At 60.6% G+C, this 16,241-nt stretch carries 12 protein-coding genes; 6 read left to right on the forward strand and 6 right to left on the reverse strand.

Going from position 1 to position 16,241, the window contains the following annotated elements; translation table 11 throughout:
* Window positions 1–10: 10 nt before the first annotated feature.
* Window positions 11–232, reverse strand: coding sequence for a cold shock-like protein CspD (cspD, locus tag D781_RS07650; RefSeq protein ID WP_015671737.1), 222 nt, complete (start codon window positions 230–232; stop codon window positions 11–13).
* A gap of 335 nt (window positions 233–567) precedes the next feature.
* Here cspD and clpS point away from each other — a divergent pair, with 335 nt between their 5' ends.
* A complete protein-coding gene (gene clpS / locus D781_RS07655; RefSeq protein WP_015671738.1) occupies window positions 568–888 on the forward strand; it encodes an ATP-dependent Clp protease adapter ClpS in 321 nt (106 codons plus the stop codon).
* A 27-nt stretch (window positions 889–915) separates the two neighbouring features.
* Window positions 916–3,195, forward strand: a complete 2,280-nt coding sequence (gene clpA, locus D781_RS07660; protein ID WP_015671739.1) for an ATP-dependent Clp protease ATP-binding subunit ClpA — start codon at window positions 916–918, stop codon at window positions 3,193–3,195.
* A gap of 216 nt (window positions 3,196–3,411) precedes the next feature.
* Here the strand turns inward: clpA and infA are convergent, their stop codons facing one another.
* The 5 genes from infA to trxB all read right to left on the reverse strand — a co-directional run bounded on the left by infA (window position 3,412) and on the right by trxB (window position 9,146).
* Window positions 3,412–3,630 (reverse strand): translation initiation factor IF-1, encoded by a 219-nt coding sequence (gene infA / locus D781_RS07665; RefSeq protein WP_002211347.1) that lies wholly within the window; start codon window positions 3,628–3,630, stop codon window positions 3,412–3,414.
* Between the two features lie 105 nt (window positions 3,631–3,735).
* Window positions 3,736–4,461: a leucyl/phenylalanyl-tRNA--protein transferase gene (gene aat / locus D781_RS07670; RefSeq protein WP_015671740.1), complete on the reverse strand. Its 726-nt coding sequence runs from the start codon at window positions 4,459–4,461 to the stop codon at window positions 3,736–3,738.
* Between the two features lie 19 nt (window positions 4,462–4,480).
* Window positions 4,481–6,217, reverse strand: coding sequence for a cysteine/glutathione ABC transporter ATP-binding protein/permease CydC (cydC, locus tag D781_RS07675; protein ID WP_015671741.1), 1,737 nt, complete (start codon window positions 6,215–6,217; stop codon window positions 4,481–4,483).
* A gap of 2 nt (window positions 6,218–6,219) precedes the next feature.
* Window positions 6,220–7,986 (reverse strand): cysteine/glutathione ABC transporter permease/ATP-binding protein CydD, encoded by a 1,767-nt coding sequence (gene cydD, locus D781_RS07680; RefSeq protein ID WP_015671742.1) that lies wholly within the window; start codon window positions 7,984–7,986, stop codon window positions 6,220–6,222.
* 188 nt (window positions 7,987–8,174) lie between these two features.
* Window positions 8,175–9,146 (reverse strand): thioredoxin-disulfide reductase, encoded by a 972-nt coding sequence (trxB, locus tag D781_RS07685; protein WP_015671743.1) that lies wholly within the window; start codon window positions 9,144–9,146, stop codon window positions 8,175–8,177.
* Between the two features lie 664 nt (window positions 9,147–9,810).
* Between trxB and lrp the strand changes: the two genes are divergently transcribed.
* The 4 genes from lrp (at window position 9,811) to D781_RS07705 (ending at window position 16,206) form a co-directional block, all read left to right on the forward strand.
* Window positions 9,811–10,305, forward strand: coding sequence for a leucine-responsive transcriptional regulator Lrp (gene lrp, locus D781_RS07690; protein WP_004928318.1), 495 nt, complete (start codon window positions 9,811–9,813; stop codon window positions 10,303–10,305).
* 120 nt (window positions 10,306–10,425) lie between these two features.
* Entirely contained in the window at window positions 10,426–14,052 is a 3,627-nt protein-coding gene (locus tag D781_RS07695) for a DNA translocase FtsK 4TM domain-containing protein (RefSeq protein ID WP_015671744.1), read from the forward strand.
* A gap of 188 nt (window positions 14,053–14,240) precedes the next feature.
* A complete protein-coding gene (gene lolA / locus D781_RS07700; protein ID WP_015671745.1) occupies window positions 14,241–14,852 on the forward strand; it encodes an outer membrane lipoprotein chaperone LolA in 612 nt (203 codons plus the stop codon).
* A 67-nt stretch (window positions 14,853–14,919) separates the two neighbouring features.
* The gene (locus D781_RS07705) at window positions 14,920–16,206 is read left to right on the forward strand and encodes a replication-associated recombination protein A (RefSeq protein ID WP_051032620.1); all 1,287 of its coding nucleotides are present in this window, start codon (window positions 14,920–14,922) and stop codon (window positions 16,204–16,206) included.
* Window positions 16,207–16,241 lie beyond the last annotated feature (35 nt).

A 16,241-nucleotide genomic window follows, 5' to 3' on the forward strand; every position in this document is an offset into this window, starting at 1 on the left:
GGCGCCGCCTTCAGGTCACCGCTTCGCTTTCCAGCGGCTCAATCAGGCTGGCGTGGTTGCCTTTCGGGCCCTGATGCACGTCGAATCTGACCTGTTGGCCGGCTTTCAGCGTCCGGTAACCATCCATTTTGATCGTCGAATAATGAGCGAAAATATCCTCGCCACCGCCTTCCGGACAGATAAAGCCGAAACCTTTGGCGTTATTGAACCATTTAACAGTACCCGTCTCCATGTTTGTACATCCCTCGCAACGCTATTTTAAGTGAGATGAATAACTGATTTTCGGTGAGCGCAAAAAGTGGTTAAAAGACCAGCAGCTCACGAAATTACACTCTAGAACATATGATCATCACGTCAAGCGATCGGCTTTTGACAGGGGGCGGCAGTTCCTCAAAGTTTGAAGCAGGTAACGCTATTGCGATACATCCGGCGTCAATCGCCGCCGTTTTTATCGGCGCTTTCCCTGCGGCGAAGCGAGGGCGAAGATGATAAAATAGTAGATATCCCCGTTTGAATAACCTGAATGCGTCCCCATATCTGGGGGTAGACAAGAGAAGATGAGCAGCGATGGGCAATAGCAACGATTGGCTGAATTTTGAACACTTGGCCGAAGAAAAACAAATCGATGCGGTAAAACCGCCGTCAATGTATAAAGTTATACTTAACAACGACGATTACACTCCGATGGAATTTGTGATTGACGTTCTGCAAAAGTTCTTTTCTTATGATATTGAACGCGCAACGCAACTGATGCTTACGGTGCACTATCAAGGCAAGGCGATCTGCGGTGTGTTTACCGCCGAGGTGGCGGAGACCAAAGTCGTCCATGTGAACCGTTACGCGAGGGAGAACGAGCATCCGTTGCTTTGTACGCTGGAAAAAGCCTGATTAAGGCAATCTATTGGGGAGGTGCTTATGCTCAATCAAGAACTGGAACTCAGTCTCAACATGGCTTTCGCCAGAGCGCGTGAGCACAGACACGAGTTTATGACCGTGGAGCACCTGTTGCTGGCGTTACTGAGCAACCCTGCCGCGCGAGAAGCGCTTGAGGCATGTACGGTGGATCTGGCGGCGTTGCGCCAGGAGCTGGAAGCCTTTATCGAACAAACCACGCCGACGTTGCCGGCCAGCGAAGAAGAGCGCGACACCCAGCCGACGCTCAGCTTCCAGCGCGTGCTGCAGCGTGCGGTATTCCATGTACAGTCCTCCGGCCGCAGCGAAGTATCCGGCGCCAACGTGCTGGTGGCGATTTTCAGCGAGCAGGAGTCGCAGGCGGCCTATCTGCTGCGTAAGCATGACGTCAGCCGTCTGGACGTGGTGAACTTTATTTCGCACGGGACGCGTAAAGACGAACCGGGCCAGGCGCCGAACAACGCGGAAAACCCGATAAACGAAGAGCAGTCCGGAGGGGAAGACCGTATGGAAAACTTCACCACCAACCTCAATCAGTTGGCCCGGGTAGGCGGCATCGATCCTCTGGTCGGCCGCGACCGCGAACTGGAGCGCGCCATTCAGGTGCTGTGCCGTCGCCGCAAGAACAACCCGCTGCTGGTGGGGGAGTCGGGCGTGGGGAAAACGGCGATTGCCGAAGGGCTGGCGTGGCGTATCGTGCAGGGCGACGTGCCGGAAGTGATGGCGGACTGCACCCTGTATTCGCTGGATATCGGCTCGCTGCTGGCGGGCACCAAATACCGCGGCGACTTCGAGAAGCGTTTCAAGGCGCTGCTTAAACAGCTGGAGCAGGATCAGAACAGCATCCTGTTTATCGATGAGATCCATACCATCATCGGCGCCGGTGCGGCTTCCGGCGGGCAGGTGGACGCCGCCAACCTGATCAAACCGCTGCTGTCGAGCGGCAAGATCCGGGTGATCGGATCCACCACCTATCAGGAGTTCAGCAATATCTTTGAGAAGGATCGCGCGCTGGCGCGCCGTTTCCAGAAGATCGATATTACCGAACCGACGCCGGAAGAGACCGTACAGATTATCAACGGTCTGAAAACCAAATACGAAGCGCATCACGACGTGCGCTATACCGCCAAGGCGGTGCGTGCGGCGGTGGAGCTGTCGGTGAAATACATCAACGACCGTCACCTGCCGGACAAGGCGATCGACGTGATTGATGAAGCCGGCGCGCGCAGCCGGCTGATGCCGGTCAGCAAGCGCAAGAAAACCGTTAACGTGGCGGATATTGAATCCGTGGTGGCGCGTATCGCGCGCATTCCGGAGAAAACCGTCTCGGCGAGCGACCGCGACGTGCTGAAAAACCTGGGCGACCGCCTGAAGATGCTGGTATTCGGTCAGGATCCGGCTATCGAGGCGCTGACGGAAGCGATCAAAATGAGCCGCGCCGGCCTGGGGCACGAGCGCAAGCCCGTCGGTTCCTTCCTGTTCGCCGGCCCGACCGGCGTCGGTAAGACCGAGGTGACGGTGCAGCTGGCGAAGGCGCTGGATATCGAGCTGCTGCGTTTTGATATGTCCGAGTATATGGAACGTCACACCGTCAGCCGCCTGATTGGCGCGCCTCCGGGCTATGTCGGCTACGATCAGGGCGGCCTGCTGACCGATGCGGTGATCAAGCATCCGCATGCGGTGGTGCTGCTCGATGAGATCGAGAAGGCGCACCCGGACGTGTTCAACCTGCTGCTGCAGGTGATGGACAACGGGACGCTGACCGATAACAACGGCCGCAAGGCCGACTTCCGCAACGTGATCCTGGTGATGACCACCAACGCTGGGGTGCGCGAGACGGAACGTAAATCCATCGGCCTGATTGAGCAGGACAACAGCATCGACGCGCTGGAAGAGATCAAGAAGGTGTTTACGCCGGAGTTCCGCAACCGTCTGGACAACATTATCTGGTTCAACCATCTGTCAACGGCGGTGATCCAGCAGGTAGTCGACAAGTTTATCGTCGAACTGCAGGCGCAGCTGGATGCCAAGGGCGTATCGCTGGAGGTCAGCGACGAAGCGCGTGACTGGCTGTCGGTGAAAGGCTATGACCGTGCGATGGGCGCGCGGCCGATGGCGCGCGTGATGCAGGAAAACCTGAAGAAACCGCTGGCGAATGAGTTGCTGTTCGGTTCTCTGGTGGATGGCGGTTCGGTGAAAGTCGAACTGGATCCGGATACCCAGAAACTGACTTACCACTTCCTCAGCGCCCAGAAGCGCAAAGCGGACGAGGGCGTGCATTAATCCGCCAACGGCGTGATGCAGCAATAATGAAAAAGCGATGCTTCGGCATCGCTTTTTTTATGCGCGCAACAGCGCGCCAGAGAAATGAGTGAGCCCTCTCAGTTTACCTACGCGCTTGCAACTCAGTGTTGAACGCTGCGGCGGGGGTAAACGGAAAGGGCTCAGGACGGGATTTACATCCTCTGCGTCGCCACTGGCTGGCGACCGGTCAGCCGATTAACGGCTACGGAAGACAATGCGGCCTTTGCTCAGGTCGTACGGGGTCAGCTCTACAGTGACTTTGTCGCCCGTCAGGATGCGGATATAGTTTTTACGCATTTTACCGGAGATATGAGCGGTAACCACGTGCCCGTTTTCCAATTCAACGCGGAACATGGTGTTCGGCAGCGTATCAAGAACGGTGCCTTGCATTTCAATATTGTCTTCTTTGGCCATCGAATCCTCTAGGTGTAACTACCTTAGTTTTTAACCGGCAAGATAATGCCGAAAAACCCACATTATGTAAAGATGTGTCGGTGAACAATGCACCGTTTGCGCAAATTAGTTTGTCGGTGAGGACGGATCAACCTGCTGTGGGGGTATCACTTGCGCCGCCCAGCACGCCGCCGCTAACGGCCGGCGCTGAAGCTCGCTGAGCTGCTGTAAAAAACTGCGCCGGGAAATTTCCCTCGCGCCAAGCGAGGCAGTGTGCGCGTTCAACACCTGACAGTCAATCAATTCCCCGCCAAAAGCGGCAAAATGACGGCAAAACGCCATCAGCGCACACTTGGAGGCGTTGGTGACGCGGCTGAACATGGATTCGCCGCAGAACAGCGCGCCCTGAGCGACGCCGTACATGCCGCCGACCAGCTCATCGCCTTGCCACACCTCGACCGAATGGGCGTAGCCCAAGCGGTGCAGATGCAGATAGGCGCGCTGCACCTCCGGGCCGATCCAGGTACCGTCCTGCGGTCGCTCGGCGCAGGCGGCAATCACCGCGGCGAAGTCATGGTTCAGCGTAATGCGAAACGGCGCCGCGCGCAGGAAACGCCTGAAGCTGCGGCTGATATGGCGCTCGGCCGGGTACAGCACCGCGCGCGGGTCCGGCGACCACCACAGGATCGCTTCGCCGGGCGAGTACCAGGGGAAAATCCCGCGCTGATAGGCGGCCAGCAGGCGCGGCGCGCTCAGATCGCCGCCGATGGCCAGCAGGCCGTTAGGATCGCGCAACGCGCCCTCCGGCGAAGGGAAGGCCACGGAGTGCGGCGGCAGTTTCACAATGCGCATATCACCTCTTAGCGTCGCGTTACAGCGAGGCGTTGCCGATGCGTTGGCGGAAGCGGGCATAGCGCCCGCGCTGGCGCAGCAGCGTAGCGTGGTCGCCCTGTTCGACGATCTGCCCGCCGTCCATTACGCAGATACGGTCCATATGCTCCAGGCCGTACAGGCGGTGGGTCACCAGAATCAGCGTTTTGCCCTGACAGTGCTGGCGCAGCAGCGCCAGGATCTGCTGTTCGGTCTCGGCATCCAGCCCTTCGGTCGGCTCATCCAGCAGCCACAGCGGCGCCGAATGCAGCAGCGCACGGGCGATGCCCAGCCGGCGCTGTTCACCGCCGGACAGCTGACGGCCGCCTTCGCCGAGCCAGGCGTTCAGCCCCTCATTTTCCAACAGCTTGTCCAGCCCGACCTGGCTCAGCGCCTGCTGCAGCGCTGCGTCGTCCGCATCGGGCGCCGCCAGCCGCAGGTTCTCCCGCAGCGTGTCGCTGAAGATATGCACCCGCTGGCTCACCACCGTCGTCATGGCGCGCAGCGTACTTTCATCGTAGCGGGCTAACGGCTCGCCGTTGAGCAGAATATCGCCGCCGTCGGCGTCCCAGGCGCGCGTCAGCAGCTGCAGCAGCGTGGATTTGCCGCAGCCGGTGCGCCCCAGCAGGGCGATATGCTCACCGGCGGCGATCTTCAACTCGATGTGGTGCAATACCGGCTGTGGCTGTCCGGGGTAAGTAAAGTCAACGTGGCGCAGCTGCAGGGCAGCGGCGGCGGCAGCGGCGGGACCGGCGGTGGGGAAGGCGACGGTCGGCTGCTGGTCGAGCAGCTGTTTGACCCGGGTGGCGGAGGCGATCACCTGGCCGAGGTGCTGAAATGCGGCGGCGACCGGCATCAGCGCTTCAAAGGAGGCCAGCCCGGCGAACACGAACAGCGCAATCAGCGCGCCCGGCTGGACGTTGCCGCCGACGCCGGCGGCGGTCAGCCATAGCAGCAGGGTGACCGTCAGCCCGCCGGCCAGAATCATCAGCGCCTGCGCGATGCCGCCTAACGACGCCTGTTGCCACTGACGGCGCTGCCAGCGCTGTTCGGTGCGATCGAGCGTGCGGCGAAAATCGTTAACGGCGCCGAATACCACCAGTTCGGCCTGGCCCTGCAGCCAGGCGGTCAGCCCGGTGCGGTATTGGCTGCGCAGGGCGGTCAGCTCGCCGCCGATCGGTTTACCGGCGGCGTAAAACAGCGGTGGCACCAGCACCAGCAACAGCAGCAGGATGCCGCCGAGGATCAGCGCCAGCGTCTGGTCGACAAAGCTCAGGCCAAAGGTGACCACCACGATCACCACGGCCGCGCTGACCAGCGGCGATATCACCCGCAGATACAGGTGATCCAGCGTATCAACGTCGGCCACCAGACGGTTTAACACCTCGGCCTGGCGGAAGCGGGCGATGCCGCCGGGTGACAGCGGCAGAATCTTGCTGAAGGTAAAGACCCGCAGGTGCGCCAGCACCCGGAAGGTGGCGTCGTGGCTGACCACACGTTCGGCATAGCGGCCGGCGGTGCGGAAGATGGCCGCGCCGCGCACGCCGGCGGCCGGCAGCATATAGTTAAAGGTCAGCAGGCCGGCCAGTCCGGCCAGCGACGACGCGGCGAGGAACCAGCCGGACAGGGTCAGCAGGCCGATGCTGGCCAGCAGGGTGATGATCGCCAGCACGATGCCCAGCGCAATCAGGAACCCGTGGCGGCGGTATAGCGCCAGAAACGGCAGTAAAACGCGCATGATTATAGCTCCCCGCTGCGGTGTGCGATTAAGGTGGCGAACAGCCCCGGCTGAGCGCTCAGGCTGGCGTAGTCGCCCTGCTGGACGATCTTGCCGTTGTCCATCACCCAAATCTGGTCGAAATCTTCGGTATCTTCCAACTGGTGGGTCACCAGCAGGGTGGCCTGCTGCCGCGACGCCGCATTCAGCGCCTGCATCACCAGGCGTTCGCTGTGGGCGTCCAGGCTGGCGGCCGGTTCATCCAGCAGCAGCAGCCGGCGCGGGCTGATTAACGCGCGGGCGACGGCGACCCGCTGCGCCTGACCGACCGACAGGCGTGCGGCGCCGTCGCCGAGCTCCGTCTGCAGCCCCTGCGGCAGCTGCGGTAAGAATTCGCTGACGTAGGCCTGTTCCACCGCCTGCTGTAGCTGCTGCTCATCGGCCTGCGGATTGCCGAGTAAAATATTGTCGCGCAGCGTTTGCGCCGGCAGGTGCGGGTTTTGCCCGACCCAACCCAGCCGCTGCCGCCAGTGCTCCGCGCTCAGTTCACGCAGCTCGTTGCCGTTTACCGTCAGCGATCCGCGATAGGGCAGGAACCCCAGCAGCAGGTTCAGCAGCGAGCTTTTGCCCGCGCCGCTGAGGCCCACCAGCGCGATACGTTGATTGGCGGCCAGGGTGAAGTCCAGCGGCCCCGCCAGCACGACGCCCTGCGGCGACAGGATTTCCAGCCGTTCGGCCACCAGCGTCAGCGGCGTCGTCTCGTCCAGCGTCAGAGCGCCCTGGCCGATCTGCTCGCCCTCGGCGTTCAGGAAGGTCTCCAGCGCCTCTGCGGCGCCGACGGCCTGCGCCTTGGCGTGGTAGAAGGCGCCCAGATCGCGCAGCGGCTGGAAAAATTCCGGCGCGAGCACCAATACCAGAAAACCGGAGAACAGCGTCACGCCCACGCCATAGCTGCCGAAGTTCAGATCCCCGAGGTAAGAGAAGCCAAAATAGACCGCGACTACGGCAATTGACAGGGAGGCGAAAAACTCCAGCACCGCGGAGGAGAGAAACGCCATGCGCAGCACTTCCATGGTGCGGCGACGGAAATCTTCAGAAGAGCGGGCGATCTGCGCGGTTTCTGCTTGGCCGCGATGGAACAGGCGTAAGGTATCCAGCCCGCGCAGCCGGTCAAGGAAGCTGCCGCTCAGGCGAGCCAGCGCGACAAAGTTACGGCGGTTGGCGTCGGCGGCGCCCATGCCGACCAGCGCCATAAACAGCGGAATCAACGGCGCGGTGGCCAGCAGGATCAGCCCGGCGGCCCAGTTAATCGGGAAGACGGCGATCAGAATCAGCAGCGGAATAAACACCGCCAGATACATCTGCGGCAGATAGCGCGAGTAATAATCCTGCATATCTTCGATCTGCTCGACGATAATCGTCGCCCAGCTGCCGGCCGGTTTGCCCTGCACCCAGGCTGGGCCAAGCTGCTGCAGTTTGTCCAGCACCTGCCGGCGCATTTCCCGCCGCAGCACCTGACCGCCAATAAAGCCCACCCGCTCGCGCAGCCAGCTAAGCAGCGCGCGCAGGGCGAAGGCGGCGGCCAGCCCGATAAATGAGCCGGTCAGCTGTTCGCGGGGCGTATGGTCAATGATCAAGGCATGAAGCAGCGAGGCCAGCAGCCAGGCCTGGGCTACGATTAACAGGCCGCTGCACAACCCCAGCAGCATAGAGAGGCGCAGCCAGCGCTTGGCCAGCGTGCTTTGCGTTTTAAGCCATTGGGTCAACTGGTGCTGTCTGGTTTTTTTCATTGGAAGTATCTGCGTCGCCGACGCCTGATGAGACAGGCTAGGTTAACATACTGTTAAAAAAGTGTTTTCTTCAACGTTGAAGCACACAAGCGAAGTCCAATGTTACCTCGTCACCATGCAGGCTGAAAAGAAATAAGGCGGCCAAAAGGCCGCCTTATTTGTCAATAAAGGTCAGGTAAGGCGCGGGATTAGCAGACTTCCGCCTGCGCGATGCCGTCGAGATAACGCTCGGCATCCAGCGCCGCCATACAGCCGGTGCCGGCGGAGGTGATCGCCTGACGGTAGATATGGTCCATCACGTCGCCGGCGGCGAACACGCCTGGAATGCTGGTCTGGGTTGCGTTGCCGTGAATGCCGGACTGCACCTTGATATAGCCGTTTTCCAACGCCAGCTGATCGCCGAAGATAGCGGTGTTCGGGCTGTGGCCGATGGCGATAAATACGCCGGCAACGGCCAGTTCCTGGGTTTCGTTTTCCTGCTTGGTGCTGCGGATGCGCACGGCGGTGACGCCCATTTCATCGCCCAGCACTTCGTCGAGCTGATGATCGGTATGCAGTACGATGTTGCCGCTCTTCACTTTCTCCATCAGCCGGTCGATCAGGATCTTCTCTGAGCGGAAGCTGTCGCGGCGGTGAATCAGATGCACTTCCGCGGCGATGTTGGACAGATACAGCGCTTCTTCAACGGCGGTGTTGCCGCCGCCGACTACCGCGACTTTCTGATTACGGTAGAAGAAACCGTCGCAGGTGGCGCAGGCGGAAACGCCTTTACCCTTGAACGCTTCTTCGCTCGGCAGGCCCAGGTAGCGCGCGGAGGCGCCGGTGGCGATAATCAGCGCATCACAGGTGTATTCGCCGCTGTCGCCGGTCAGGCGGAACGGACGCTGCTGCAGATCGACGCCGTTGATATGGTCGAACACGATCTCGGTCTGGAACTTTTCCGCATGCTCGCGCATACGTTCCATCAGCGCCGGGCCGGTCAGATCGTTGGCGTCGCCCGGCCAGTTTTCCACTTCGGTGGTGGTGGTCAGCTGACCGCCTTGCTCCACGCCGGTGATCAACACCGGCTGCAGGTTTGCACGCGCAGCGTACACCGCGGCGGTGTAGCCAGCCGGACCGGAGCCCAGAATCAGTAATTTGCTATGTTTAGCCGTGCCCATGAATAACCTCTTTTCCCACGATGGCGGACAATGGCATCGATTGTAGGGAAAATAGTGAAGTAAAAAAAGCACCTGTAACGGTTGTTATCGATTTGTCTGATAGTTGCAGGCTATTAATTGAGGTCTTGCGATAGAAATGTTGGCGTGGTTAGCGCGCTTTGGCGTACGACGCGGCGGCCGGATGCCAAAAGCGGCGCTTTTCCCTGCGTCTTTCCGCGACCGCGGCGCTTTTTAAGCCAGCGGTTCATAACTAAAAAAGGGGTTAACGCATTTCCCGACGGTACGTTCTTCTGATTTTGCTTCTTTTACTTTGACAATCCGCTGCGCATTTGCGAAAACATCAGAGGAAGAAGAAATTATCCCCGCAGCCACAGCCGATCGTTCGTCTTTTCATCATCAGGCGGAGGCAGGGCAGGGGGCGTCTTTGAACAGGCGCGCTTCTTTCTTAACGATGAAGATCGTTTTATCGCCGCGCGCAGGGTTTGACAGACAGGCTGCGACGCGGCAAACGAGGATAGTGAAGAAGCATTGTGTGCGGCATCGGTTGCGCAGCGCAATCGACTGCATATAACAAAAATCGGGTCTTCGCTTGAAACAAGTCCCTACACAGTGACGTTGGCTAGGGTTTGGCAAGTGTAAGGAAGAAAAAAGAGAGACAATAATAATGGCAGACAATAAGAAACGCCCGGGTAAAGATCTTGACCGTATCGATCGCAACATCCTCAATGAGTTACAGAAGGATGGGCGTATTTCGAACGTTGAGCTTTCAAAACGCGTGGGGTTATCCCCGACGCCGTGTTTGGAACGCGTACGTCGTCTTGAACGTCAGGGGTTCATTCATGGCTATACTGCATTGCTGAACCCGCACTATCTGGATGCATCACTGCTGGTTTTCGTGGAAATCACGCTGAACCGCGGCGCGCCGGATGTGTTTGAGCAGTTTAACTCGGCAGTACAGAAGCTTGAAGAGATTCAGGAGTGTCATCTGGTGTCCGGTGATTTCGACTATCTGTTGAAAACCCGCGTACCGGATATGTCAGCTTACCGTAAGCTGCTTGGCGAAACCTTACTGCGTTTGCCGGGTGTGAACGACACCCGCACTTACGTGGTAATGGAAGAAGTGAAACAGAGTAACCGTCTGGTTATCAAAACACGGTAAGGTGCAGGTGCAAAACCTGATTAAATTCGTTACACTCCTGTTTATTCATACAGTTTTGGCGCCGGGGAAGCAACTCGGCGCTGTTACTCTATCCGCTAACAGGAACCTGGAGAGCCTTTCTTGAGCCAGGAATACACAGAAGATAAAGAAGTTACCTTGAAGAAACTCAGCAGCGGCCGTCGGTTGCTGGAAGCTGCGTTGATCGTGGTGGCGATTTTTGCCGTTTACCTCATGGCCGCGTTGGTCAGCTTCAATCCGTCTGACCCCAGCTGGTCGCAGACGGCGTGGCATGAGCCGATTCATAATCTTGGCGGCGGCGTTGGCGCATGGCTGGCCGATACGCTGTTCTTCACCTTCGGGGTGCTCGCTTACGCGATCCCGCCGATCGCGCTTATCCTGTGCTGGGTTGCCTACCGGCAGCGCGGTACCAGCGACTATATCGACTACTTCGCGCTTTCACTGCGCCTGATCGGCACGCTGGCGCTGGTGCTCACCTCGTGCGGGCTGGCGGCGCTGAACGTTGACGATCTCTATTACTTTGCTTCCGGCGGCGTGATCGGCAGCCTGCTTAGCAACGCGATGCTGCCGTGGTTCAACGGCATCGGCGCGACGCTGGCGCTGCTGTGCGTGTGGGCCGCGGGCCTGACGCTGTTCACCGGCTGGTCATGGCTGGTGATTGCCGAGAAGATCGGTGGGGCCGTATTGGGCGTCGCCACCTTTATGACCAACCGTTCCCGTCGTGACGATCGCTATCGCGACGACGAAGATGAAGCATACTCCGACGCGCCGGAAAAAGGCGGCAAGGGCGCAGCGGCCGCCGCCAGTGCAGCCGCTGCCGCGCATGCGGCCGATGCCGATGATGTACTGTTCAGCGCGCCTTCGGTGCAAGAGAACGCGCAGACGGCGTCCGCCGACGAAGCGGCGGATCCGCTGCTCAGCGGCCTGCGGGCCAGCCACGACGACGATGGCGCGGACGCGACGGATAGCGCTGTCGCGCCGGCGCCTGAAGACGCGGCCGCTACTGCGGCAGCCCCGACGGCTCCTGTGGCTGCAGCTCCGGCTACGCCTGCGGCCGCCCCGGCGGTGACGACCGCGCCCGCCGCGCCGGCCTCCGTGAACCAGCATCCGATGAGCGCGCCGTCGGAAGATAACGCGCCGCCGCTGTACTCATTTGAAATTCCTGAAGAGACGCCGGCGCCGAAAACCCCGCGTCCGGCCGAGGCTCACCAGGAGGATGATGAGCCGCGCCTGGGGGACTGGAACCGGGCGACGGCGCCTCAGCAGCCTGCCGCTTCGCCGTTTGATTTCTCTGCGGCGCAGGCAGATAGCGGACACCATCGTGCGGCTCCCGACGTTATTGACGGGGCGCTGTCATCCGCCGCCGCCGCCAAACCGGCGATGGACAACGCTGCCGTTGCCGCGGCTGGCGCGGCTGCGGCTAATACGTTTATGCCGGCGTTCAGCGCCACCAGCGAAGGCAATAGCCAGGTGAAGCAGGGGATTGGCCCCGAGCTGCCGCGCCCGAATCCGGTGCGTATCCCGACGCGCCGCGAGCTGGCCTCTTACGGCATCAAGCTGCCTTCGCAGCGGATGGCGGAGCAGGAGCAGCGCGGACAACAGACTGCGGAACCTGCGCCGAATAGCGCCGTGGCGTCTCAGGATGATGAGGCGATGCAGGAAGAAGCGCTGCGTCAGGCGTTCGCTGCGCAGCAGAGCCAGCGTTACGGCGCAGAGTACCAGCATGACCATGCTGAACCTACGGTAGGCGCAGATGATGAGGACGCCATGCAGGAAGAGGCGCTGCGCAAGGCGTTTGCCGAGCAACAGCAGGCGCGCTATGGCGCCGAGCCTCAGCCGGCCGCGCCGGTTGCCCCGCAGCCGGTAGAAACCAGCAATGCGTTTAGCTTCTCGCCGGTTGACGATCTGGTGGATAACGGCCCGGATGAGCCGCTGTTTACCCTGTCGCCGCATGAAGAACCCGCAGCGCCGTGGCCAGAGGACGACAAGGCGGCGCAGCCGCCTGCACAGCAAGAGCAGCCATATCAGGCTCAGCAGCCGGCTTACCCGCAGCCCCAGGCGCCGCAGCAGCCGTACCGGGGCCAGCAGACGTCACAGCAACCTTATCAGGCTCAACAGCAACCGCCTGCGCAGCCGTATCAACAGCCGCAGCAGCCACCGGCCCAGCCGGCCGCGCCGCAGCAGCCGGCGATGGACAGCCTGATCCACCCGTTCCTGATGCGTAACGACCAGCCGCTGGAGAAACCGACCACACCGCTGCCGACGCTGGAACTGCTGACCGAAGCACCGAAAGATATCGAGCCGGTGGATACGTTTGCGCTGGAGCAGAAGGCGCGTCTGGTGGAAGCCAGCCTGGCGGATTACCGCGTGAAGGCCGAAGTGGTGGATATTCTGCCGGGGCCGGTGATCACCCGTTTCGAACTGGATCTGGCGCCGGGCGTGAAGGCCGCGCGTATTTCCAACCTGTCGCGCGACCTGGCGCGTTCGCTGTCTACGCCGGCGGTGCGCGTGGTGGAAGTGATTCCGGGCAAGCCGTATGTCGGCCTGGAGCTGCCGAACGCCAAGCGCCAGACGGTTTATCTGCGTGAAGTGCTGGACTGCCCGGCGTTCCGCGACAATCCGTCGCCGCTGTCCATCGTGCTGGGCAAGGATATCTCCGGTGAGCCGGTGGTGGCCGATCTGGGTAAAATGCCGCACCTGCTGGTCGCCGGTACTACCGGTTCCGGTAAATCGGTCGGCGTTAACGCCATGATCCTGAGTATTCTGTATAAGGCCACGCCGAAAGACGTGCGCTTTATCATGATCGACCCGAAAATGCTGGAGCTGTCGGTATATGAAGGTATTCCACACCTGCTGACCGACGTGGTGACCGACATGAAAGACGCGGCCAACGCCCTGCGCTGGTGCGTGGCGGAGATGGAGCGTCGCTATAAGCTGATGTCCGCACTGGGCGTGCGTAACATCGCCGGTTATAACGAGCGCGTCGATCAGGCGGAAGCCATGGGACGTCCGATTCCGGATCCGTTCTGGAAACCGACCGACAGCATGGACATCACGCCGCCGGTGCTGGAGAAAGAGCCGTACATCGTGGTGATGGTCGACGAATTTGCCGATCTGATCATGACCGTCGGCAAAAAGGTCGAAGAGCTGATCGCCCGCCTGGCGCAGAAAGCGCGTGCGGCAGGGATCCACCTGGTGCTGGCGACCCAGCGTCCGTCGGTGGATGTGATTACCGGCCTGATTAAGGCCAACATCCCGACGCGTATCGCCTTTACCGTATCGAGCAAGATCGACTCCCGCACCATCCTCGATCAAGGCGGTGCGGAATCGCTGCTGGGGATGGGTGATATGCTGTATCTGGCGCCGAACTCGTCGATCCCGGTGCGCGTGCACGGCGCCTTTGTGCGCGATCAGGAAGTGCACGCGGTGGTCAAGGATTGGAAAGCGCGCGAGCGGCCGCAATATAAGGACGGCATTATCAGCGGCGGTGACGATGGCGAAGGCGGCGGCGGTCTCGACGGTGACGAAGAGCTGGATCCGCTGTTCGATCAGGCGGTCGAGTTTGTGGTGGATAAACGCCGCGCGTCGATCTCCGGCGTGCAGCGCCAGTTCCGTATCGGCTATAACCGCGCGGCGCGCATCATCGAACAGATGGAAGCGCAGGGCATCGTCAGCGAGCAGGGGCATAACGGCAACCGTGAGGTGCTGGCCCCGCCGCGGCACGAATGATCGTCGAACAGATACAGTAAGAAATCCAAGGGCCGCTCTGCGGCCCTTGTGCAAAGAAGGGTAAACCCGTCGGTTCTCGGAATTTTGCGCGTTCTGCCCGCCGCAGGCTTGCGGTAAAGTGAAGACGCGATCTGTTTCCCCGCTGACGCCGTTTGGCGGTCAACGCATTTGAAAAGGTATCTGGAATAATGAAAAAACTGTTAGTTGCTTGTTGCCTGCTTTCTGGATTCGCATCCACTTCCGTGCTGGCCGACGCGGCGCACGACCTGCAGAGCCGCCTGGCGAAAGTAAATAGCTTCCACGCCAGCTTCAGCCAGACCGTCACCGGCGGTGATGGTTCCGCCGTGCAGCAGGGAGAAGGCGAGCTGTGGGTGAAGCGCCCTAATCTGTTCAACTGGCATATGACGTCGCCTGATGAAAGCGTGCTGGTTTCCGATGGCGAAACGCTGTGGTTCTATAATCCGTTTGTTGAGCAGGTGACGGCGACCTGGCTGAAAAGCGCCACCGGCAATACGCCGTTTATGTTGATCACCCGCAACAACCCAAGCGATTGGAAGCAGTACAACATTAAGCAGAAAGGCGATGATTTCGAACTGACGCCGAAAAGCAGCAGCGGTAACCTGAAGCAGTTTGCGATCTCCGTGACCAACAGCGGCACCATCAACAGCTTCGCCGCCGTGGAGCAGGATGGCCAGCGCAGCGCCTATACGCTGAAAAGCCAGCAAAATACCGCGGTTGACGCCGGTAAGTTTAAATTTACCCCGCCGAAGGGGGTGACGCTGGACGACCAGCGCCAGTGAGGTAAGCGTGAGTAATAATTTGTCGCTCGATTTTTCCCAGAATGAGTTCCAGCCTCTGGCCGCGCGCATGCGGCCAACCACGCTGGCGCAGTATATCGGCCAACAGCATCTGCTGGCGCCGGGTAAGCCGCTGCCGCGCGCCATTGAGGCGGGGCAGCTGCACTCGATGATCCTGTGGGGACCGCCGGGAACGGGGAAAACGACGCTGGCAGAGCTGATTGGCCGCTACGGGCAGGCCGATGTCGAACGCATTTCCGCCGTCACCTCCGGCATTAAAGAGATCCGCGAGGCGATTGAGCGCGCGCGGCAGAACCGCGATGCCGGCCGCCGCACCATTTTGTTTGTCGATGAGGTGCACCGTTTCAACAAGAGCCAGCAGGATGCCTTCCTGCCGCATATTGAAGACGGCACCATCACCTTTATCGGCGCCACCACCGAAAACCCCTCGTTTGAGCTGAACTCGGCGCTGCTGTCGCGGGCGCGGGTGTACCTGCTTAAGGCGCTGACCGCTGATGATATCGGCCAGGTGCTGGATCAGGCGATGAACGACAAAGAGCGTGGTTTTGGCGGCCAGAATATCGAGTTGCCGGACGAGACGCGGCACGTGCTGTCTGAACTGGTCGGCGGGGATGCCCGGCGGGCGCTGAACAGCCTGGAAATGATGGCCGACATGGCGGAAATCAATGCCAAAGGCGTGCGTGTACTCACTCCTGAACTGCTGAAAGAGGTATCCGGCGAACGCAGCGCGCGCTTTGATAATAAGGGCGACCGCTTTTACGATCTGATTTCCGCGCTGCATAAGTCGGTGCGCGGTTCGGCGCCGGATGCGGCGCTCTACTGGTATGCGCGCATTATTACCGCCGGCGGCGATCCGCTGTACGTGGCGCGCCGTTTATTGGCGATCGCCTCGGAAGACGTCGGCAATGCCGACCCGCGCGGCATGCAGGTGGCGATCGCCGCCTGGGACTGTTTTACCCGCGTCGGGCCGGCGGAAGGCGAACGCGCCATCGCCCAGGCGATCGTTTACCTGGCCTGCGCGCCGAAGAGCAACGCGGTTTATACCGCCTTTAAAGCCGCGATGCGCGATGCAAAAGAGATGGCGGACTATGACGTGCCGGAACATCTGCGCAACGCGCCGACCAAGCTGATGAAGGAGATGGGGCTGGGGGCGGAGTACCGCTACGCCCACGACGAACCCAACGCCTACGCCGCCGGCGAGAACTATTTCCCGCCGCAAATGGCCAATACGCGCTACTACCGGCCGACCAGTCGCGGGCTGGAAGGTAAAATTGGTGAAAAGTTGGCGTGGCTTACGGAGCAGGATCAAAATAGCCCGACAAAACGCTACCGCTAGCGTTGCCGTTGCGGTAAGGTTAGCGGGTATCACTT

Origin of the sequence: Serratia sp. FGI94 (genome assembly GCF_000330865.1) — a bacterium.
GTDB classification, from domain to species: domain Bacteria; phylum Pseudomonadota; class Gammaproteobacteria; order Enterobacterales; family Enterobacteriaceae; genus Serratia_B; species Serratia_B rubidaea.